The following is a 19,987-nucleotide window of genomic DNA, read 5'->3' as shown; positions in this document are numbered from 1 at the left end:
TCGCGCGTCGGACCGGGCGTCTGAGCCAGCATCCCGCAGTACGCGCTAGCGCATCGGCGCGCGTTCCCTCTCGGTGGCGGGCGGGGCGCCGACACATTTGCCACGGCGAAGCCCGGGACCGTCTTCGCGCTCTAGAGATCCGTGCCGGTGTTGCCCTCGTCGTTCGTAGAGTCTCGCCGCTTGGTCTCGCCCTTGGTGGAAGGGCCCTTCTCCTGCCCCTCCAACAGCTCCAGGAGCGCAGCATCTGCCTTTTTCTGGTCTTCCTTTGTCAGGTCGAGAGGGGCGTTGATGTAGACGGCATACCGGTCGGGATAAATGATGTTGGTGGTCCTCAAGGTAAACGTCAGAAGCGAGCGCCAACCCTTGCGGTGGCCAACCCTCACTTGGATTCGGACCTTGTAGTCACGGGCCTCCGCAACCAACCCAGAAAACGGTGCCTCGAACTCGATGAAGAGTTGTTGCGCCTCTCTGCCGGCCACAACGAAGCCGGCCGGCAGCTTCTGTTCCTCGTCCGGCCCGGGTTGGAGGCGAGATGGTGACGATGTCCATAGGAGCGGCAGATGGGAGGCGGGCTCATCCGGGAAGCTCAGCATGAGATCCTGCACGACTATCGGCTTGGCACCGGTGTTGTGAAAGACGAGCGGAAGCCGCAGGCGAGTCATTGAGCCGTGGCAAATCGCTGCAAAGGAATGAGGCTCCCACGTCTCCAGGCGCCCTTGCCTGGCGTTGATCCACCAGAATGAGGCTACGGTGAAGACCAATGCACTGGCTGACACAACGCTGGCAGCAGAAAGCGATGAGAACGCATTCTGATCAACAGCGGCCATCAGCGGAAGCACAAATTCAGTGTGCCAGTGTCAGGGTGGGTACGCTAAACGTCGCCCATGGGGCAACGGCAGCTAGTGCCGTCTCGGGCAATGTTCGCCCTGTCTTGCGTTGGTCCGTGCGCCTTGCGGTTGGGTGGGCAGGCTGGGAGGCTCGGGCTCATGTCGATCTTGGTCAGGGCTGCCGAGCGCGAGGACATGCCGGCGCTTGTCCGCCTGCGTCTCGCGAATGCTGAAAGGCACGCCGCGTTTGCCGGACTCTTCGGCATGGAGGCCATCGCGTACGCCTGGGATCTCAACTAGCCCCGCAGGCGTGGGCATGCCTCGCGCTCTTCCTCCTGATCCCGCTGCTCACGGCCCGTACACACAGAGAGAGCGCGTCTTGACGGTCGGCGCTGCCGTACCCTGCGCGCTCCTCGCCTACGCCCTCATCGAGCTGCCCCTTCAGGCACTCTTCGCGACTTCGGATCCCGCGCGACCAAGTGGCGTCAGTGCCGTCAGACCCAGGCGACGGCGTCCTCGACGGGCACGCGGGGCAGCCGCGGGAACCACGGGTCGGCACCGGGGTGACCGATGTTGACCACCAGGTGTGAACACCAGCTGGTACCGGCGAAGAACTCCTCGTCCACGCCGGCCTTGTTGAAGCCCGCCATGGGACCTGCCGCGAGCCCCGCTGCGCGCACCGCGAGCAGGAAGACCCCGGTCTGCAGTGCCGAGTTGTAGGCCGCGATGCCCTCGCGCGCGTCGATCTGGTCGGCGAACGCCGCTCGCAGCATGTCGCCGCGGGCCGGGAAGACTGTCGGCATCTGCTCGTGGAAGTCGGCGTCGTACGCCAGGATCGCCACGGCCGGCGCACCGAGCGTCTTGGCCCTGTTTCCCTCGTCGAGATGCCGGACGAGTCGCTCCTTGCCCTCGCGGGTGCGCACGAAGAGCACACGCAGAGGCTGGCCGTTGGCGGCGCTCGGCGACCAGCGGGCGAGTTCCCAGATCATGGCGAGTTCGTCGTCGGCAACGGCCACCTCGGCGAAGGTGTTCGCGGTGCGGGCCTCGGTGAACAGCACCTTTCGTCCGGCGTCGTCGAGGACATCGAGGGTCTGCGGTTCGCGGTCGGTCATGCTCATCTTTTCTCTCTTACTTCGGTTGTGTGTGGTGCCGGGGCGGGTTGACCGCCCCGGCACCACCCCGTGGGGACGGGGTTTGCGGAGCCGGGCGGGGCACAAGGACCCGGTGCTGTCACGTGGGCCTGTGGTCCCCTGACCGACGTCATGTGTGGTGTGTTGAACGCTTGTTCCGCTCCGCGCCCAAGCGGGCGAAGTAGGCGATCAGTTCGGGGTTGTCGACCGCCGAGGGGTTCAGGACCTGCTCGGCGGGGGCACCCTGGAGCAGGCGCTTGACGGGAACCTCGAGCTTCTTGCCGGTCTTCGTGTGCGGGAGCGCCGGTACAGCGAGGATCTCGTCGGGGACGTGGCGGGGTGAGACGCCGGCGCGGATCGCGTCGCGGATCCGGTCGCGCAGGGGGTCGTCCAGGCTGACCCCGTCGGCGAGGACCACGAAGAGCGGCATCCAGTAGCCGCCGTCGGGTTCCTCCGCACCGATGACGAGGGCCTCGAAAATCTCGGGGAGGCGTTCGACGGCGTCGTGGATGTCGGCACTGCCCAGGCGCACGCCGTTGCGGTTGAGGGTGGCGTCGGAGCGGCCGTGGACGATCACCGAGCCGTGCGAGGTAAGCGTGATCCAGTCGCCGTGCCGCCACACATCGGGGTAGGCGCCGAAGTAGGCGTCGCGGTAGCGGCTGCCGTCGGGATCGTTCCAGAAGTACAGCGGCATGGACGGCATGGGCCGGGTGACGACCAGTTCGCCGACCTGATCGAGGACAGGGGCGCCCGTCGTGTCGTAGGCGGCCAGCGCCACGCCCAGGCCGGGGGCAGACAGCTCCCCCGCCCAGACGGGGGTCGTGGAGGTGCTGCCGGCGAAGCCGGAGACGATGTCCGTGCCGCCGCTGGTGGAGGCCAGCTGGACGCCTGCGCCCACGTGGTCGCGGACCCAGGGGTAGGCGGAGGCGGGCAGAGCGGAGCCGGTGCAGCCGACGACACGGACGGCCGACAGGTCGTGCACGGAGGGTTCGATGCCCAGCTTGGCCATGGCCAGCAGATACTGCGGGCTGGTGCCGAAGACGGTGACCCTGTGACGGGCCGCCAGCTCCCACAGGACGTCCGGACGCGCCTGCGGTGCCGGGCTGCCGTCGTAGGTGCAGGTGGTGGCACCGGTCAGCAGGGTGGAGACGACCAGGTTCCACATCATCCAGTGGGTGGTGGTGTACCACAGCAGGCGGTCCCCTGCGCCCAGATCGGTGTGCAGGCCGAGCATCTTGAGGTGTTCGAGCAGGACCCCGCCGTGCCCGTGGACGATGCCCTTGGGCAGTCCGGTGGTGCCGGAAGAGAACACCACCCACAGAGGGTGGTCGAACGGTACCTGGACGAAAGAGAGGTCCTCGGTGCGGGTGGCCGCGTCCTCCCAGGGCACCGTCAGCCCCGGGTGCCCGCCCTCGGGCCAGGTAAGGCCCACGTGCTCCACGAGCACCGTGGCCTTCAGCGTCGGCAGGGCGGCGGCGAGTTCGAGCGAGGCGGCGCGACGGTCATGCGTGGTGCCGTTGAAGAGGTAGCCGTCCGCGGTGATGAGCACCGTGGGTTCGAGCTGGGCGAAGCGGTCGGCGACGGCCTTGGGTGCGTAGTCCTGGCCGCACACCGACCACACCGCGCCCAGGCTGGCGGTGGCGAGGAAGGCGATGACGGCGTGGGGAGTATTGGGCAGGTAGCCCACCACCCGGTCGCCCTGTCCGACGCCCAGGTCGCGCAGGCTGGCAGCGACCGAAGCGACCCGGGAGCGCAGCTCCTGGCCCGTGATCTCGTAGCCGGCTCCGGTCTCGTCCAGGGCGATGATGGCGGGAGCGTCCGGCTGTAGGTTGCGCAGCGCGTGGTGGGCGTAGTTGAGGGTGGCGCCGGGGAACCAGCGGGCGCCGGGCATGGTCTCCTCGTCCAGCACCCGCTCGTACGGAGTCGTCGCGTCGATGTCGAAGTACTCCCACACCGCAGCCCAGAACCCTTCGAGGTCGGTCACGGACCACTGGTACAGGGCGGGGTAGTCCGTGGGCTCCTGGATCCCTTCGGCACCCCGGTGCCGGGCCGCCCATCGGGCGAAGTCCGCGATGCGGCTGTGGGCGGCCGACTTCGGGTCGGGGGTGAAGAAGGGTTCCGTATACGGCTCAGGGTGCGGGGTGGTCATGGTGTGGTGCTCCTCGTCAGGCGGGCCGGGCGTCGGCGGTTCGGCGGGCCGTGTGCAGCAGGGGGGCCCAGGCGACGGTGTCTGTGAAGTCGCCGGTGCCGGCCGGGATGGTGTCCATCACGACGCGGTCGGGGCGCAGCAGGACGGCGTCGGCACGGCCGCGTGCCAGCCAGCCGGACAGGGTGCTGTCGTCGCCCAGGTCGTCGACGCGGATCGTCGAGGCGCCGAGTGCCGTGGCCACGGCCGTCATCTGCGCCGTGGGCGGCACAGCGGTCAGGACGGTGAAGGAGTCCCCGAGGACGTCATCGAGGCGCACTCGCCTGCCGTCATGCCGCACCCAGGGCTGCGGGCAGAAGGTGCCGGCCAGCACGCGGCCGGTCAGCTTGGGGCGGCGCCGTACGAGTGGACCGGCGGTCAGGGCGGGACTGAGGTCACGGCTCACCGCCGCGGTCACACCGGGGATGCGACAGGCCGTGCCCACGGCGGCCCGGCGGAACGCCGCACCCCGGTCCTGTCCGCCGGTCATGGCCCAGCCGACGGCGACCGCGATCCGGATCACATGGCGGGCGTGCGGCTTGCGTTCGCGTTCGTAGGTGTCCAACAGCCCCTCGGGTGCGCCCTGTTGGAGGACGCGGGCGAGTTTCCAGGTGAGGTTGTGGGCGTCGCGCAGGCCCGCGCACAGACCCTGGCCGACGAAGGGCGGGGTGAGGTGGGCGGCATCGCCCAGCAGGAAGACGCGCCCCCGGCGCCACCGATCGGCGAGGCGGGCCCGGAAGGTGTACTGGGCCTGCCGGATCACCTGGAAGTCGTCGCCCAACGAGGCATCGGGCGGCAGGTCCACCCAGGGGGCGACCAGCTCGCGCAGGCGCTCCCATCCGTCCGGGCCGTCCAGGTTCTGGTCGTCGGCCAGCCTGAACTCCCAGCGGTAGCGGTCCTCGCCGACGCGCATGAAGGTGGCCGGCCGGTTGGGGCAGCAGATCTGCTCGACGCCTTCCCAGGTGCGTACCGGGCGGCTGGTGCGCACGTCGATGACCCGCCAGCTCTCTTCGAAGTGCAGGTCCTCCCAGAGGGTGCCGATGGCGTCACGGGTGACGCTGCCCGCACCGTCGCAGCCGAGGACGGCATCGGCCCACAGGTGCTCCTCCTCGTCGCTGTCGTCGCGCCGGAAGGTGACCCGGACCGGACCCGTGGGATCGTTCGGTCCGTCGATGTCCTGGGTGACGGACACGACCTCCACCCCGCCCCACAGCTCGCACTCGGGGCGGCGCGCCAGGGCGTCGCGCAGCAGGCGTTCCAGATCGGGCTGGTCGAACATGCTGGTCTGCGGGAATCCGTGGTGCCCGTGCAGGGACCGCGGGAACTCGCTGATCACGCGGCGCCGGGCGTCCAGCAGCCGTAGTCCGGGCGCCGAGCGGGTGAGGGAGGCGAACTCCTCGTGTACACCTACGCTCTGCAGGATCCGGCGGATCTCGTCATCCACGACGACGGCGCGCGGCAAGGGGTAGACGTCCCGGTGGCGGTCCAGTACGACGCTGCGCACTCCGTGCCGGGCGAGCAGCAGGGCGGCCGTGACCCCGACGGGTCCGGCACCGATGATCACCACCGGCCTACGGACTGTGGCCTTCACGGTGCGTCCGTAACGGGGGTCCGCTGCTCGCCGAGGTCGATCCGTCCGTCGGGGGTGGCGATCGTGGCGGTGATGAGGTCACCGCTGTGCAGGTACTTGGGGTTCTTGCCCTGGCTCTTGAAGAATGCCTTCCACTTCAGTGCGGGCGGCAGCAGCGCAGCGATCTTCTCGGCCGCCTTGGGCGGGGCCTTCAGGGCCGTGCCGCCGGGAGTGCCGGTCAGCAGCAGGTCGCCTGGGGCGAGGGTCTGGAACCGGGCGAGCAAGGTGAGCGCCTCTGCGGGCCGCACGATCATGTCGGCCAGCGTGCGGTCCTGGCGTGACACGTCGTTGACCGACAGCCGCAGCCGAAGATTCAGCAGATGGGTGAAGTCCTCGGGCTCCAGCAGGGCCAGGTACGGACCCGTCGGCGTGAAGGTCGGATATGACTTGCTCTCGTAGAACTGGGTCTTGGTCAGCTGGACGTCGCGGGCGCTGACGTCGTTGGTCAGGACAAGGCCGGCGACGTAGCGCGGCAGGTCCTGCTCCTCGACGACGGTGCCCACGGGCAGGGTCGCGCCCATGACGAGGCCGAGTTCCACCTCGTAGTCGAGGAACTTCACGTGCGCGGGGCGGATGATCGTGCCATGGGGGCCGCTGACCGAGCCGGATGCCTTGCGGAAGAAGGTGGGCGGGATGTCGCCGGTGAAGCCCGAATCCTTGGCGTGGCTGCGGTAGTTGACCATCTGGGCGACCACCCGGCAGGGGGTGGTGACCGGGGGGAGCGCCACCAGGCCGGCGACGGGCGTGCCGCTCCCGGCGGAGGCGGCGGCTTCGCGGACGGCGTCCCGGTCGGCGAGCAGTTCGGCGGTGGTGGCCGCCTTGGTCTCGACGCGGACGGCGCGTTCGTCCCGGACGACCCACCAGCCGTCGGTGGTGCGCAGAACGTTGGTACTCATGAGCTCATCGCTTTCATCAGGCCCAGCAGGCGTGCGGGATCGAGTTCGTTGTCGCCACGCAGGGCCGTCATGACCTCACGCAGCTTGGCGGGGGAAGGGTTGGCGCCCAGGAAGTCGCGGGTGACCGGCGGGCCCCACTGGGCCAGGCCGCTCGCCGACATCGGCGCCCAGCCGGGGTCTAGGTCGCAGGAGAAGAGGTCGCCGTCGGCGAAGTGCTCCAGCATGAAGTGGTCGGGGTCGCGCCAGTAGTCGAACAGCTGGCTGCCCTGGATGTGCCGGCCGATGCCCCAGCTGCGCTTGTAGCCGCGCTCGGCGAGGTACTCCCCACCGGCGGCGATCGTGTCGAGGTCGGTGACCTGGTAGGCGGAGTGGACGTAGCCGCTTCCGGGCCCCAGGTGCAGGGCCAGCGTGTGGTGATCGACGGCCACGCTCCCCTGGTCGCACCGGACGAACGCCATCGTCGGCCCGCGCCCGCGCTGCCCGTCCAGGAACAGGAAGTCGGACACGATCATCCCGAGGGTGTCCAGGTACCAGTCCAGGGTGCGGGCGAACACCTGTGTCTCCAGCACCACATGGCCCAGCCGCTGGATACGGGACGGCTCACGGGGCGGACGTTGGGTGGCGTTCGTACGACGGTGATCGGTGCCGAAGTTGAGGATCAGCGGCTGCCGCTCGGGCAGGGCGGGCAGCTGCTCGGCGCAGTGCACGACCCGGACCGGCAGGCCCGAGGGATCGAGCAGAGCGACCGACTGCCCGCCGCCCGGTACGTCGATGTCCCGGACGGTACTGCCGGTGGCGCGGGCCAGCCGGTCCAGGTCGGCCCGCTCGGCCGCGCGGAACGCCGGCCCGATGAACCGCGACGCACGCCCCTTGCGGATCACCATGCACGGTGAGCCGGCGAAGGTGCCGCGCAGCCACAGCTCGCCCTCGGTGCGGGCGGCAATCGCGAAGCCGAAGTCACGGGCGAAGACCTCGGCCCGGTCCAGGTCGGGCTTCTCGAACTCCAGCCAGCCCAGGTCGGCCACCTTGATCACGGGATTCCGGGACCGTCCCGGATGCTCGCCGCGCAAGGAGCCCTGCTCACTGTGGAGGTCTTGGTGGGGCGTCTGGGGAGCGGCCCTGTTAACGGAGGTGTGGGACATGGTGTCCTCCAAGCAACACTGCTGCAATGAGGAAATCATCAACTTTGGCGTTACCCATCGTCAATAGGGTGGACCCAAATAATTGATAATCTCATCAGTAATGGCAGACTGATCGTGACGGTTGTTACACTCGCCGTATGCCGACGTCAGCCCCGCCCAAGAACCGCTTCGAACGGCGCCGTGCCGAGACCCGTCAGGCGCTCGTCCGTGCGGCCCGGCAGATCCTCGCGGAGACCGGGGACACCAGCGCCAGCATCCAGGCCATCGCCGAGCGCGCGGACGTCGGTTTCGGCTCCTTCTACAACCACTTCGAGTCCAAGACGGAGCTGTTCGACGCCGCGGTGACAGACGCCCTGGAGGAGTTCGGGCAGGTCATAGACGAGCGCGTACAAGAAATCGACGACCCGGCCGAGCTCGTCGCGGCGGGCTTCCGGCTCACCGCCCGGATGGCCGACTCCCACCCCGAACTCATGCGGATCCTGCGTGACCGCGGTCTGGCCCAGATCCACACCGACCGGGGCCTCGCCCCTCGAGCCCTGCGCGACCTGGAGATCGGCATCGCCTCGGGCCGCTTCACCTGCACCAACCCGACCACTGCCCTGTCCGCCCTCGGCGGGACCCTGCTGTCCCTCGTGGCACTGCGGCTGGCCCGCCCCGACCTCGACGGCGACGAGGCCGCCTCGGACCTGGCCGAGATGGCCCTGCGCATGCTCGGCGTCCCGCCGGACGACGCCCATCAGGTGACCCGGCGGCCGCTGCCCGGCCTCAGTTGACCAGGAGCACCGGCTGCGCCAGGGCCCGTGGACACCGAAAGCCCTGGGCGCCAACCCGTCCGCCGGTGGCCGCGCAGACCGTCATCCTCGACCCCGCCCAGTCCGTGAGGCCGGGCTCCTCCCGGACACCGCGCAACCAGATGCGGCTAGCTGAGGCTTCGCGGTCAACCAGGGCGGCGTAACGTCGTCAGCGTGGACTTCACCGCGGACAGTCTCCTGTCCCGTGCCGCGCATGAACTCAGCCCGCGAGCGGACGAGGGATTCCACGACGTAGAGCAATGCCTGCGGCGCGAGGTCCCCGAGCTGTGGGACGAGCCGGACATCGCACAGATGACGCGGGAGAACATCACCGAGCACGTCATCACCATGCTTTTCGGTATCGAGCACGACATCGAGCCAAGGCGGATCGATCCGCCGGCCCGCGACGCAGAAGCGCGTGCGTCGGCTGGCTCAGCGCGGGAAGCCGGTCACAGCGATGCTGCGCGCCTTCCGGCTCGCGCAGGGCCATATCCTCGACCGGCTGCTCGAAGAGCTGCCCCGGCTCACCAGCGATGCAGAGCCGATCACCGCGGCAACACGCAAGCTGATCGCACTGTCGAGCGAGTACATGGACCACACGTCGGAGACGGGCGTCCTGGCCTTTCAGGAGGAACGGGATCGCCAGGTGCAGTGGCGGCTGTCGGTAATAAACGAAGCGAGCACACGCGTCGGAACGACGCTGGACATCGCGCGCACCGCCCAGGAGTTGGCGGACCTGGCCACCGAGCACCTCGCCGACGCCGTCACGATTGACCTCCTCGACACGCCTTCCGAAGAGGAGCCTCCTTCGGAGGCCACATCCGTGGTCCGCCGGGTCGTCTCGGTGATGGACGATTTCCCCGAGACGACCTACCTGGCAGCGATCTACGGGGAATCGTCAGTTGCGCCGCAGCAGCTCCACAGGTATCCGGACAGATCCCCACCGGCTCGCGCCCTGGTCACCGGCCAGGCCTCACAGCACCACCTCGGCCCGTCCGCATCGATGCTGCTGGTACCGCTGTGCGCTCGAGACGCCACGCTGGGTGTCGCTCAGTTCTTCCGTCACCACAAGCCCGATGCGTACGGGGACGAGGACCTGCTCCTCGCCCAGGAGATCGCAGCCAGGGCAGCGGTGGCCATCGACAACGCCCGCCGATACACGCACGCGCGCGCCACCGCCCTCACCCTCCAGCGCAGTTTGCTCCCGCGCGGTACCCCTGTTCAGTCCGCGATGGAGGTCGCCTGCCGCTACCTGCCTGCTGCCGCCGATCTCGGTGTGGGCGGCGACTGGTACGACGTCATCCAGCTGTCCGGTGCCCGGGTCGCACTCGTGGTGAGCGACGTGGTCGGCCACGGCATCCACGCCGCCGCCAACATGGGCCGGCTGCGGACCGCCGTGCGCACCCTCGCCGACATCGACCTGCCGCCCGACGAACTCCTCACGCACCTGGACGACGTCGTCATCCGCCTGTCCGCCGAAGTCTCTGCCCAACCGGACACCGAATCCGCGGGGGACATCGGGGCCACCTGCCTGTACGCCGTCTACGATCCCGTCGCCAGCCGCTGCACCCTCGCCCGTGCGGGACACGTCCTGCCCGTCGTGATGATCCGGGACGGAACCGCCGACATCCTCGAGCTGTCCCCGGGCCCGCCACTCGGCCTGGGCGGCCTGCCGTTCGAGGCGGCGGAGATCGACCTGCCCGAGGGCAGCCTCCTCGCCCTCTACACCGACGGCCTGATCGAGGCCCGCGACCACGACATCGAGACGGGTCTCACCCTGCTCCGCCAGGCCCTCGCCCGGCCCGCTCTCTCCCTGGAGGCCGCCTGCGACACCGTCCTCGAAGCGCTGCTGCCCGCAGACCGACCGCACGACGACGTGGCACTCCTCCTGGCCCGCACCCACACCCTGGGGGACAGTCAGGTCGCCACCTGGTACGTGGATACCGACCCGGCCGAGGTCGCCCGGGTCAGAGCGAGCGTCTCCAAGCAGCTGACTACCTGGGGACTGGAGGAACTCGACTTCACCACCGAACTGGTCGTCAGCGAACTGGTCACCAACGCCATCCGTTACGGCCAGCCTCCCATCCAGCTGCGTCTCATCCACGATCGCACCCTCATGTGCGAGGTCGCGGATGCCGGCAGCACGACTCCGCACCTGCGCCGGGCCCGTGTCTTCGACGAGGGCGGGCGAGGTCTGTTCCTCGTCGCCCAACTCGCCGAGCACTGGGGAACGCGCCATGCCCGAAGTGGCAAGACGGTCTGGGCAGAGTGCGCCCTGGCCGCGCCGGAGCTCTTCTCCGGCGCGGCAGCGCTGGACGTGGAGGGTATTCCTGGGGTCGTATGAGCACCATCTCGCCCGGCCCGCCGAGACGATCACGAGGTTTCTCGACGCCTGCTCCAGGGTGTCCCCGCCGAGCAGGTCCTGAACCCCGCGGCGGTCGACAACCCCGACCTCGTCGCTTACTTCGCCGGCCTGGGAGCCGACCGGCGACGGCAGCGCGGCGGCACTCCGTCCGCGGACGACGCGGCGAGGAGCAACATGTGACGTCCTCGAGATGCCAGCTGCACCGCAGACCGCGATCAGGGCTGTGACGGCGCCCGCACTACTGTGGCGCCCGTCGCTCCCACGGCAGCTGCCGAAAAGACGTGCCGACTTCGACCGCAGCCGACTGGTCGTCAACTGTTCAGGGCGCCGAGGAATTCCAGGAGCGCCGCATTCACCTCGCCGGGGCGTTCCTCGGCGATCCAGTGGCCGCAGCCGGGCAGGATGTGCGCCGGTCCGACGGTCGGGTGGAGCGTGGGCAGGGCGGGGAGGAGTTGGTCTATCCCCGGGAATCCGTAGACCAGGTCCCGATCGCCGGTGATGTAGCGGCCGGCCATCTGGTACTGGGCGCCCTCCCATGGGGCGGTCAGCTGCCAGTTGCGGTCGAAGTTGCGGTACCAGTTGAGGGCGCTGGTGAACCCGGCTTCGGTGAACTCCGTGGCGAGTGTGTCGATGTCGGCCTCGGTGAGCCAGGCGGGAAGTTCCTCGGGGTCCTCGAAGAGGTCCAGGAATCCGTTGCCCGGTGGGACGAGCGGCTCGATCGGCGGGTCGCTGTGCGGGTTGTCGCCGGAAAGGCCGTACATCACGCGGCGGAAGGTGGCGTGCGGGTCCTTCGCGAGCTCGGTGTCCGCGACGCCGGGGCTCTGGAAGTAGTTCCAGTAGAACTGGCCGCCGAACCGCTCGCGCATCGCCTGCAACGGAGGAACCGGACCGCGCTTTGCTGATAAAAACCTCATGTATGAGGTTTTTATCCTAGAAGGAGCTCGTTCATGCCTGCAGTACTGATACACGGCGTCCCCGACACCCACCATGTGTGGGACGGCGCGCGCCAGCACCTGAGCCGAAGTGACGTCGAGGCCTGGGACCTGCCCGGCTTCGGCGCACCGCGGCCGCAAGGCTTCGGCTCCACCAAAGAGGAGTACGTCGATTGGCTCATCGATCGGCTGGAGCAAGTCGGCGAGCCGGTGGACCTGGTCGGCCATGACTGGGGCTGCATTCTCACCGCGCGCGTCGCTTCGATACGGCCGGACCTGGTTCGTACGTGGGCCGGAAGCAGCGCTCCGGTCAGTGCTCAGTACGGCTGGCATCCGCTGGCCAAGATCTGGCAGGACCCGGTCGAGGGCGACCGGTTCATGAACGAGCTTGACCCAGCGTCCTTCGCCAAGGACCTGAGCAAACTCGATGTCCCGGCTGACGTGGCCGAGGAAATGGTCCGTCGCGTGGACGGGTCGATGAGAGATAGCATCCTCAAGCTGTACCGCTCCGCCGTGACGGTGGGCGCGGAGTGGGAACCGGAACTGGCGAACGTGTCCGCGCCGTCCCTGGTCCTCTGGGGGACGCTCGACCCGGCCTGTCCGATCGCGTTCGCCGATGAACTCGGCGAAGCTGTGCGAGCGTCCCGGGTCGTCAAGCTCGATTGCAGCCACTGGACGTTGATCCAGAAGCCCGCCGAGGTGGCCGCAGCCCTTGAGGCGCACTGGAATGCCTGAGGAGCTGTTGTCTGTCCGGCGTGATGAGCGCGTTTTCTCCGATGAGGCATGGGCTCGGCGACTCCGTGGGAGTGGTGGCCTGTCGTGTCGCCGATCCCGGAGGGAGGTCGCGGATGTCGTTGGCCGTCGGACTGCCGGAACAGGCGGGTCGATGCGGTACCGGCTCGAGGGCCGGCATTGCCGGACAAACAACAAGGGGCCCCGCCATCCTGCGCCTCAGTGGTCCCTTGTGGCCTGTCGTGTCGCCGTTGGAAGCGACCGTATCCAGGCCCCCACACGCGGACATCCACTGCCGGGCGAGGTCCGGGTGAAACGGACGGCCAGGAGGAGCTGGTGGCTATACCGCTCCCCCACTGACTCCCCCATGGCCGGAGTACGCAGCCCGTCCGCATCCACCAGCACCGGTACGTCGGCGTCCAGCACCTCCGCCACCACCTGCGCGTTGTCGCCGATGCCCGGTACCTCGACCGCGCTGGGCTGACAGCCGACCGGCCTGACGGCGTCCCTCGAACTACCTCCGCACGGCACACCTGGTTGAGGATCCGCCCCCCCCACCGGCAGAACGCCATGCTCCGCGGCCGCGCCACCTGCCGTCCACCCGTGAGGCCTGTCGTGGGTCGGCGCCGTCAGGATCGCACCAGCGATCGCCGCACCTTGATGCTCCGTGAGCCGGTGCGGAACAGGCAGGAGAGGTCCGGCAGTTCCTCGTCGAGCTCCCCGAGATCCGCTCCCGCCGACTCGCCTTCAACCGCGGAGCCACGTTCAAGGACGCCTTTGCCGTGGCCACGCCACTGCTGGCATCCGACGGCAGTCCGATAGCGGCGATCAGCGCAGCCGTCGACCCCGCAGAAGCGGATCGTCTCGACGACGTCGGCGAGGAGCTCAAGAAGGCAGTCGCCGTTCTCGCCCCCCGGTACGGGCTCAACCACGCCTGATCCCCCGCGCCGACGAGCGCCCAGCTGTCACCCTCCGGTGATGTCCAGCCGTCGCGGCAGCCGTCGGCGCCCGCCTCAAGGGACCATCACCAGCAGGAGGGCGGTGTCGTCGGCAAGCTCTCCTGCTGGCCGGGCGCGGGCGAGAAGTGTGTCGGCGATGTCGTCCAGCGGGCCGGTGGCTTTGGGGAGCACTGTCGCGTAGGGGTCGTCCTGCACGGCGACCTCGCCTCGTGCATGACCCTGCACTCCGGGCAGTGTTCCGGCATGGGCATCGCGGGCGTTGAACTGCTGTCCCGGCTGCTCGCCGAACACGACCACCTGCCCGCCGCCCTCGGCGAGTGAGAGCAACGGCTGCGCCCGTTCGTCACCCGCCACCAGAGTGAGGCCATGCCCAGGCGGCACCTCTTCATGCCCGCCCACCGCTTCGGGTACGCCGCCCGCTGCACCCTCATCCGCGCGGCCAACACCCCTGTCGTCCGCGCTCGCCAAGTCCCTTGTGAACTGACCGTCCACACAAGACCGTGGGCGCCGGTGCTCCCTCAAGCACCGGCGCCCACTCACCCCTGCCCGAGGTGGTCTTGATGAACTTTTGGTTCAGCTACGGGTTCTGTTCAGGTGTCAGGGGACGAGGATGAGGCGGATCGGGTCGCCGATCTTGTTCTCCAGCCGGTTGACCGCGTCGGCGGCCTCGGCGAGCGGGAGGTGGTCGGTGATGGAGGGGGCCAGGTCGAGACGACCGACCTCGGCCAGCCGGACCAGCTCGGTGACGGACTCGGGGGTGCCGCCGTAGTGGCCGCGCACCTGCTTGCCCAGGTAGTTGAAGGTCAGGCCCTCGGTGATGGTGAGGGGCCTGGGGCTGATGCCGACCAGGATGAGGGAGCCGCCCAGGCCGAGTGCGGCGGCGGCCTGCTCGCGCACGGCGGGCACGCCGGCGCAGTCGAAGGCGAAGTCGAGGCCTCGTCCGGCGGTGGCCGCGCGGACCTGGTCGGCGAAGTCGTCAGCAGCCGGGTCGAGGGCGAAGTCCGCGCCGAAGGCCAGGGCGCGTTCGCGGGCGCTGGGCAGCGGGTCGACGGCGATGATCGGCGCGGCGCCGGCCAGGCGGGCCACGCGCACGTTGTGCGCGCCGACTCCGCCCACACCCCAGACGCCGACGGACTGGGCGGGGCGTACGCCCGCGGTGGTGACGACGGCGGCGTAGGGGGTGGAGACCGCGTCGGGGATGATCGCGGCCTGGTCGAAGGGGAGGCTGTCGGGGATGGGGATGAGGGTGTCCTCGCGGGCGACGGTGTACTGGGCCCAGCCGCCGTCGTAGTCGATGCCGGCGGTGCGCATCTGGGTGCAGGGGCGACTGCGCACGCAGCCGGCGCACTGGCCGCAGGTCTTGCCGGCCTCCAGGGTGACGCGGGTGCCGACGGTCAGGCCGCGCTTGAGGTCGGGGCCGAGGGTGTGGATCACACCGGCGACCTCGTGGCCGACGGTGACCGTGTCGGAGGTGGCGAACAGCGGGACGAGGGAGCCGTCGAGCAGGTGGACGTCCGACAGGCAGACGCCTGCGGCCTTCACCTCGATCAGGATTTCACCCGGGCCCGGAACGGGGACGGGTACCTCCTCCACGGCGAACTTCTTGCTGTCCATGTGGAAGCGTCCGGCGAGCATGGTGTCCATGGTGATCTGCTTTCTGTGAGCGGCACGCCCGGCGGTTCGGGCCGATGGGTGCCGTGTGGTGCCGGCGGGGGTGAGTGGTGGCCGGGAGAGTGCGGGTGTCAAGAGCGCCGCACTCTCCCGGCGTCTGGGTGTCAGGCGAAGACGTCCTGCTGGTAGCGCTCGTCCGCTTCGAGCTGGGCGAGCCACTGCTGGGCGGCCTCGTCGTCGCTGCCGGTGTGCTTCCGGTAGATGGCGGCGAGCGCCTCGCGCACGGCGGGTGCCATGCGGCGGCCGTCACCGCAGACGTAGACGTACGCGCCGTCCTGGATGGCCTGCCACACGGTGTCGGCGGCGTTGGCGATGGCGTTTTGGACGAACCGGGCCGGGTGGCCGGTCACCGCGGAGTAGGCGGTGTGCACCTGGGCGATCCCGGACTGCTCCCAGTCCTGCATCTCCTGCCGGTAGAAGTAGTCGTGCTCCGGGTGGCGGCAGCCGACGAAGACCTGGGACAGGCCCACCTCGATGCCGTTCTCCTGCTGCGAGGCGCGCTCCTCCAGGAATCCGCGCAGCGGTGCGATGCCGGTGCCCGGGCCGATGAGGACCAGCGGCGTGGCCGGGTCGGCCGGCGGGGCGAAGGTCGGAGAGGGCACGCGCACGTAGCCGTAGAAGACGTCTCCGGGCTCGAGGCCTGCGATGTAGGAGGAGCAGGTGCCGCGGTACTGGCCGTCGCCGGACAGGGCCGGGCCTTCCAGCAGGCCGACGGTCAGGCGCACGTGGCGCGGGTTGGCCAGCGGGGCGGAGGAGATGGAGTAGAACCGCGGGCGGATCGGGCCCATCATGTCCAGGAAGACCGCCAGCGGCAGCTCGACCGCCGGGAAGCGCTCCAGCAGGCCCAGCACGGAGACCCGCTTGCCCAGGATCTCAGTCTGGTAGCGCTCCTCGGATTCGGTGGTGTCGGCCGTGTAGGCCTGCAGCTGCGGCCGGGTCCACGGGCACTCGGTGTGCTCGGCCAGCGCCTGTATCTGGGAGCGGGTGGCTACGTCCTGCAGCTCCAGGAACTCGGTGAGCAGCAGTCCTGCGGTCACGGGGGTGCCCACCGGGAGGTGGGTGCGGCCGCCGGCCGGCAGTTCCAGGCGCAGGACCTGGTCGCGGTCGACGCCGAGGCGGGCGAGGGCACGGTTGACCAGGGCCGGCTCGTTCTTGGCGAAGACGGCCAGGTGGTTGCCGGTGTCGTAGGTCACGCCGTCGGGGAGCTCGATGGTGATGGACTTCGCGGCCGGGCGCGGCGGCTCGATGCTGAAGTCCCACAGCCCGGTCGCGTCGCTGACGAGTTCCTCGTTGGCGACGACGGTCAGTGAGTAGGCCTGCTCGGAGACGATCGCGGGGCGCACGTCGGCCTCGGTCAGCAGCTGCACCTGGTAGCGCGGGCCGCTGGCCTGGGAGGTGTCGGCCGCGTACTCCTCGGCCAGGGTGGTCCAGAGGGTGTCCATCCAGCGGGTGGCCATGCCGTCGAAGTCACCGGCGGCATCCGCGATGCCGCGCTCGATGACGGGGGTGGCGCCGGCGGCCAGCAGGCCTGCCTCGATCCGCTTGGGGAAGCCCTGGTAGGTGGCCACCCACTGGGTGTTGCCGGCGCCCAGCAGCGCGAACCGCACGTTGGACAGCGAGCCCTCCGGGAGTCCGGCGGCGAGCAGGTCGTCGAAACGCTGCGCGTTGTCCGGGGCCTTGCCGTTGTAGCTGGACGCGACGACGACGAGCAGGCCCTCGGTGGGCAGGTTGTCACCCAACTCGTCCAGGCCGACCACGGTGGTGCCGAAGCCGGAGCGCTCGCTGCGGTCGGCTATGGTGCGCGCCAGGTCCTCGCACGAGCCCAGGCTGGAGCCGTAGGCGACGGTCAGGTTCACCCCGACACCGCTGACCGCGGCCTGCTCCCGGATGTCGTCGGTCTGCAGGTCGACTGCGCCGAAGACGGTCCGCTCGTGGTCCCGACGGGCCCGCACTTTCAGTTCGAAGCCGCCGGGCTTGCGCGTCAGCGCCTCCTTGACGTCCATCTTGTAGTCGTCGGTGTCGACGAACTTGAACTTCTGCAGCACCAGCGCGAGGGCCAGACGGGCCTCGGTGAGCGCGAACTGCCGGCCGATGCAGGCACGCACGCCGTTGCCGAACGGCTTGTAGGCGTGCGGGTGGTGGTTGACCCGGTTCTCCGGCAGCCACCGCTCGATGTCGAACTCCTCCGGCTGGTCCCACGCCTTGGGGTGGGTGTGCAGCGGGCCCTCGAGGAGGTTGACCTGCGTTCCCTTCTTCAGCTCGTAGCAGCCGCCGATGACGGTGTCCTCGATCGGCGACTTGCCGATCATCGGGATGGGAGCCCACAGGCGCAGGGTCTCCTCCAGGATGCGCGGGATCACGTCCATCTGCATGACCGTGTCGTAGTCCGGGACGGTGTCGCCCGGCAGCAGCCGGTCCACCTCGGCGTAGGCCTGGGCCAGCACCTGCGGATTGCGCATCAGCGAGTACGTGGCGAACGACAGCAGACCACTGGTGGTCTCGTGACCGGCGATCAGGAACGTCACCACCTGGTCACGGACGTTGTCGTCGTCCAGCCCCTTGCCGGTCTCCGGGTCGGTGGCCTCCAGCATCAGACCCAGCAGGTCATCCTCAGCGGTGCCCTTCCCCTCACGGCGCTCCTTGATCACACTCTCGACCAGGTCCCGCATCAGCTGGATGTTCGCGCGGTACTTCTTGTCATCGGCCTTGCGCATCTTGGTCATCATCGGCAGCTCCTGCGAGCGCCGCAGCGACTCAACCAGCGCCTCCAGCAGCGCTTTGAGGAAGGGGTGCAGATCCTCCTTGGCGAAGGAGTCGAACCGGTAACCGAACCCCGACAGGGCGATGGTGTCCAGGGTCAGCCGGGTGTAGTCGTCGGTGATGTTGACCGGCTGGCCCTCCTTACGCTCCCACTTGCCCACCAGGTTCTGGGCGATCTCCAGCATCTGCCCGTAGTAGCCCTTCATGGCCCGCTGGCTGAAGGCCGGGAGGAGGACTCGGTGCGCCATGCCCCATTCCTCCTCGTGCTGGTGGGCTGTGAACAGACCGGCTCCCGTGTAGTCCCGGACATGGGCCAGCGGCGTCTTGTCGATCTGCTTGAAGAACCGCGTCTCGTCGCAGACCTCGGCCACCAGGTCCGGGTCCCAGACGAAGACCTGCTCGATGCCGGCGATCTCCAGGCCGTAGAGCCCCTCGGGGAACTGCTTGGACAGCTCGCCGAAGTACTCCACTGGGTTGGTGCTGGGGATCTGCGGCGTGTGGCCGAGGAAGGGGACCCCACGCGGAGACCGGATGGGTCGCAGGTCGTTCTTGGGCTGTGTGGTCATGGCTTGCTCCTCTGTGCAGAGAGGGGACGGGCAAGGGGCGCCGGCGATACCGGGGTGCACCACGGAAACATACGCCGTATGGAATTGGTACCATACGGCGTATGGAAAGTCGACCGCAACCCGGTGCCGTGTGGGCGAAGTCATTTCCATACGCTGTATGAAACTGATACCGTCCGCGTATGGAAAAGGCGAAGCGTCCCCCGCGGGGAACAAGAAAGAGGGACGTGCCTCTGACCGAGGCCGGGATCTATGCCGCCGCCCTGCGGCTCATCGACGCGGACGGGGTCGAGGCGCTCACCATGCGCAAACTCGCGACCGCGCTCGATGCGAACCCGATGTCGCTGTACCACCACGTGCCGAACAAGGACGCCGTGCTGCGCGGCGTGGCGAGAATGGTCGGCACCCAGTTCCGCACCGTGACGCTGGAGGATGCTCCCTGGCAGGAGCGCATCCGCCTGCTCGCCACGGATTTCCGGACGCTGGCGCACCGCCACCCCAAGCTCATGGCCTACTCGTTCAGCCACCAGGCGGACTTCATCCAGCCCGAAGACCCGTTCTGGGTTTCGCTCGCCGCGATCCTGGACGCCGCCGGGGTGCCGCACTCCGAGTTCCCGCAAATCGCCGCTCTCGTGTGCGCCGTCATCACCGGCGTCCTCACCGCCGAGCTCAACGGCGCGCTCCACCAGTGGTCGAGCCTCAAACCGCCCACTGTCGGCGAAGACGGGCTCGCCCCTCCAGGCAGTGACGAGAACGGCGTCTTCCGTCTGGCGCTGGACACGCTCATCACGGGTCTGGAGAGCCGACTCGCCGCCGATGGATGACGCACGGCCAGGACGCCGGCCATTTATTGGGCAGTCCTGAAGCATTGCGGCCTGAGGCCGGCCCGTGCTCGGGCGGGCTCAGGCTGCGGCCCATGAGGAGCCACCCATCATCCAGAAAGGCCCTGTCCACGCGGCCGCAGCAGATGCGCGGTGTGCTGCGGCTGGGCCAGGCGACCGATCTGTGACCCACCTGACCGACCTGATGGTGCACTCCGTCGACGGATCCACCTGCGCGCCCTGTGGGCGCAGCCTGCCCTACGCCACCTCGCGCTCACCCTTGCCCCTGGTTCGCTCACCTGGGTGGTGCGCATGGCCCCCGGTCTCGTACGGTCCCCGGAACCGCAGCGTCCAGGGCCCGGGACGCTACCGTACGGCTCGGTCGCACTCCGGACTACGACCGTGCACATGACTCGACCGGCCGAGCTGCGGACGCGGCAACAGCCGAAGCCTGGCGCTCGGTGCCGGTAATCGTTCACCCCCCGGTCGGCTGGGCCTCCATGTCACCGGGCGTCGGCTGTGCCGTACTGACGGGCACTCAGCCGGGTCTTCAGCAACTGCAACCGTCCCCCCGACCTCGCCG

Annotated in this window: 16 protein-coding genes; 6 read left to right on the top strand and 10 right to left on the bottom strand. The window is 69.1% G+C overall.

Annotated features, from left to right (window positions below; genetic code table 11):
• Positions 1-131 precede the first annotated feature (131 nt).
• Positions 132-839 carry a hypothetical protein gene (locus OHA58_RS38120; RefSeq protein ID WP_405484460.1) on the bottom strand — a complete coding sequence of 236 codons (708 nt, stop codon included), beginning with the start codon at positions 837-839 and terminating at the stop codon, positions 132-134.
• Between the two features lie 147 nt (positions 840-986).
• Here OHA58_RS38120 and OHA58_RS38115 point away from each other — a divergent pair, with 147 nt between their 5' ends.
• The gene (locus tag OHA58_RS38115; protein ID WP_405484458.1) at positions 987-1,127 is read left to right on the top strand and encodes a hypothetical protein; all 141 of its coding nucleotides are present in this window, start codon (positions 987-989) and stop codon (positions 1,125-1,127) included.
• Between the two features lie 194 nt (positions 1,128-1,321).
• Here OHA58_RS38115 and OHA58_RS38110 read toward each other — a convergent pair whose 3' ends face one another.
• The 5 genes from OHA58_RS38110 to OHA58_RS38090 all read right to left on the bottom strand — a co-directional run bounded on the left by OHA58_RS38110 (position 1,322) and on the right by OHA58_RS38090 (position 7,810).
• Positions 1,322-1,945, bottom strand: a complete 624-nt coding sequence (locus OHA58_RS38110; RefSeq protein ID WP_405484456.1) for a malonic semialdehyde reductase — start codon at positions 1,943-1,945, stop codon at positions 1,322-1,324.
• A gap of 142 nt (positions 1,946-2,087) precedes the next feature.
• Positions 2,088-4,106 carry an acetoacetate--CoA ligase gene (locus tag OHA58_RS38105; RefSeq protein ID WP_405484454.1) on the bottom strand — a complete coding sequence of 673 codons (2,019 nt, stop codon included), beginning with the start codon at positions 4,104-4,106 and terminating at the stop codon, positions 2,088-2,090.
• Positions 4,107-4,122: 16 nt separating this feature from the next.
• Positions 4,123-5,733 (bottom strand): bifunctional 3-(3-hydroxy-phenyl)propionate/3-hydroxycinnamic acid hydroxylase, encoded by a 1,611-nt coding sequence (locus OHA58_RS38100; protein ID WP_405484452.1) that lies wholly within the window; start codon positions 5,731-5,733, stop codon positions 4,123-4,125.
• Positions 5,730-6,668 (bottom strand): fumarylacetoacetate hydrolase family protein, encoded by a 939-nt coding sequence (locus OHA58_RS38095; RefSeq protein ID WP_405484450.1) that lies wholly within the window; start codon positions 6,666-6,668, stop codon positions 5,730-5,732. Before OHA58_RS38095 ends, OHA58_RS38100 begins: the two co-directional genes overlap by 4 nt.
• The gene (locus OHA58_RS38090) at positions 6,665-7,810 is read right to left on the bottom strand and encodes a VOC family protein (RefSeq protein WP_405484448.1); all 1,146 of its coding nucleotides are present in this window, start codon (positions 7,808-7,810) and stop codon (positions 6,665-6,667) included. Before OHA58_RS38090 ends, OHA58_RS38095 begins: the two co-directional genes overlap by 4 nt.
• A gap of 137 nt (positions 7,811-7,947) precedes the next feature.
• Here OHA58_RS38090 and OHA58_RS38085 point away from each other — a divergent pair, with 137 nt between their 5' ends.
• Both OHA58_RS38085 and OHA58_RS38080 read left to right on the top strand, forming a co-directional pair.
• On the top strand, positions 7,948-8,583 hold the full coding sequence (locus OHA58_RS38085; protein ID WP_405484446.1) for a TetR/AcrR family transcriptional regulator: 636 nt from the start codon (positions 7,948-7,950) through the stop codon (positions 8,581-8,583).
• Positions 8,584-9,019: 436 nt separating this feature from the next.
• Positions 9,020-10,945 carry a SpoIIE family protein phosphatase gene (locus OHA58_RS38080; protein WP_405484444.1) on the top strand — a complete coding sequence of 642 codons (1,926 nt, stop codon included), beginning with the start codon at positions 9,020-9,022 and terminating at the stop codon, positions 10,943-10,945.
• Positions 10,946-11,277: 332 nt separating this feature from the next.
• Here OHA58_RS38080 and OHA58_RS38075 read toward each other — a convergent pair whose 3' ends face one another.
• Positions 11,278-11,832 (bottom strand): alpha/beta fold hydrolase, encoded by a 555-nt coding sequence (locus OHA58_RS38075; protein WP_405484442.1) that lies wholly within the window; start codon positions 11,830-11,832, stop codon positions 11,278-11,280.
• 81 nt (positions 11,833-11,913) lie between these two features.
• Between OHA58_RS38075 and OHA58_RS38070 the strand changes: the two genes are divergently transcribed.
• Together OHA58_RS38070 and OHA58_RS38065 are read left to right on the top strand one after the other, a co-directional pair.
• Entirely contained in the window at positions 11,914-12,633 is a 720-nt protein-coding gene (locus OHA58_RS38070; RefSeq protein WP_405484440.1) for an alpha/beta fold hydrolase, read from the top strand.
• Between the two features lie 779 nt (positions 12,634-13,412).
• Complete coding sequence (locus tag OHA58_RS38065; RefSeq protein ID WP_405484438.1) at positions 13,413-13,568, top strand: hypothetical protein; 156 nt, start codon at positions 13,413-13,415, stop codon at positions 13,566-13,568.
• A 75-nt stretch (positions 13,569-13,643) separates the two neighbouring features.
• Here OHA58_RS38065 and OHA58_RS38060 read toward each other — a convergent pair whose 3' ends face one another.
• The 3 genes from OHA58_RS38060 to OHA58_RS38050 form a co-directional block, all read right to left on the bottom strand.
• Positions 13,644-13,943: a hypothetical protein gene (locus tag OHA58_RS38060; protein WP_405484436.1), complete on the bottom strand. Its 300-nt coding sequence runs from the start codon at positions 13,941-13,943 to the stop codon at positions 13,644-13,646.
• A 243-nt stretch (positions 13,944-14,186) separates the two neighbouring features.
• Positions 14,187-15,233 (bottom strand): zinc-binding dehydrogenase, encoded by a 1,047-nt coding sequence (locus OHA58_RS38055; RefSeq protein ID WP_405484434.1) that lies wholly within the window; start codon positions 15,231-15,233, stop codon positions 14,187-14,189.
• 131 nt (positions 15,234-15,364) lie between these two features.
• Positions 15,365-18,586 (bottom strand): cytochrome P450, encoded by a 3,222-nt coding sequence (locus tag OHA58_RS38050; protein ID WP_405484432.1) that lies wholly within the window; start codon positions 18,584-18,586, stop codon positions 15,365-15,367.
• Positions 18,587-18,810: 224 nt separating this feature from the next.
• Here OHA58_RS38050 and OHA58_RS38045 point away from each other — a divergent pair, with 224 nt between their 5' ends.
• Positions 18,811-19,407: a TetR/AcrR family transcriptional regulator gene (locus OHA58_RS38045; RefSeq protein WP_405484430.1), complete on the top strand. Its 597-nt coding sequence runs from the start codon at positions 18,811-18,813 to the stop codon at positions 19,405-19,407.
• Positions 19,408-19,987 lie beyond the last annotated feature (580 nt).

The organism is Streptomyces sp. NBC_00009, assembly GCF_045040855.1.
Classification (GTDB): domain Bacteria; phylum Actinomycetota; class Actinomycetes; order Streptomycetales; family Streptomycetaceae; genus Streptomyces; species Streptomyces aureus.
The sequence above is the reverse complement of the archived record's forward strand: the minus strand, read 5'-3'. Positions and strand labels throughout refer to the sequence as shown.

Bases quoted from the DNA above. Each gene is read 5' to 3' on its own strand.
- OHA58_RS38115 (WP_405484458.1), top strand. From the start codon at position 987: ATGTCGATCTTGGTCAGGGCTGCCGAGCGCGAGGACATGCCGGCGCTT.
- OHA58_RS38110 (WP_405484456.1), bottom strand. From the start codon at position 1,945: ATGAGCATGACCGACCGCGAACCGCAGACCCTCGATGTCCTCGACGAC.
- OHA58_RS38105 (WP_405484454.1), bottom strand. From the start codon at position 4,106: ATGACCACCCCGCACCCTGAGCCGTATACGGAACCCTTCTTCACCCCC.
- OHA58_RS38095 (WP_405484450.1), bottom strand. From the start codon at position 6,668: ATGAGTACCAACGTTCTGCGCACCACCGACGGCTGGTGGGTCGTCCGG.
- OHA58_RS38090 (WP_405484448.1), bottom strand. From the start codon at position 7,810: ATGTCCCACACCTCCGTTAACAGGGCCGCTCCCCAGACGCCCCACCAA.
- OHA58_RS38085 (WP_405484446.1), top strand. From the start codon at position 7,948: ATGCCGACGTCAGCCCCGCCCAAGAACCGCTTCGAACGGCGCCGTGCC.
- OHA58_RS38075 (WP_405484442.1), bottom strand. From the start codon at position 11,832: ATGCGCGAGCGGTTCGGCGGCCAGTTCTACTGGAACTACTTCCAGAGC.
- OHA58_RS38070 (WP_405484440.1), top strand. From the start codon at position 11,914: ATGCCTGCAGTACTGATACACGGCGTCCCCGACACCCACCATGTGTGG.
- OHA58_RS38055 (WP_405484434.1), bottom strand. From the start codon at position 15,233: ATGGACACCATGCTCGCCGGACGCTTCCACATGGACAGCAAGAAGTTC.
- OHA58_RS38050 (WP_405484432.1), bottom strand. From the start codon at position 18,586: ATGACCACACAGCCCAAGAACGACCTGCGACCCATCCGGTCTCCGCGT.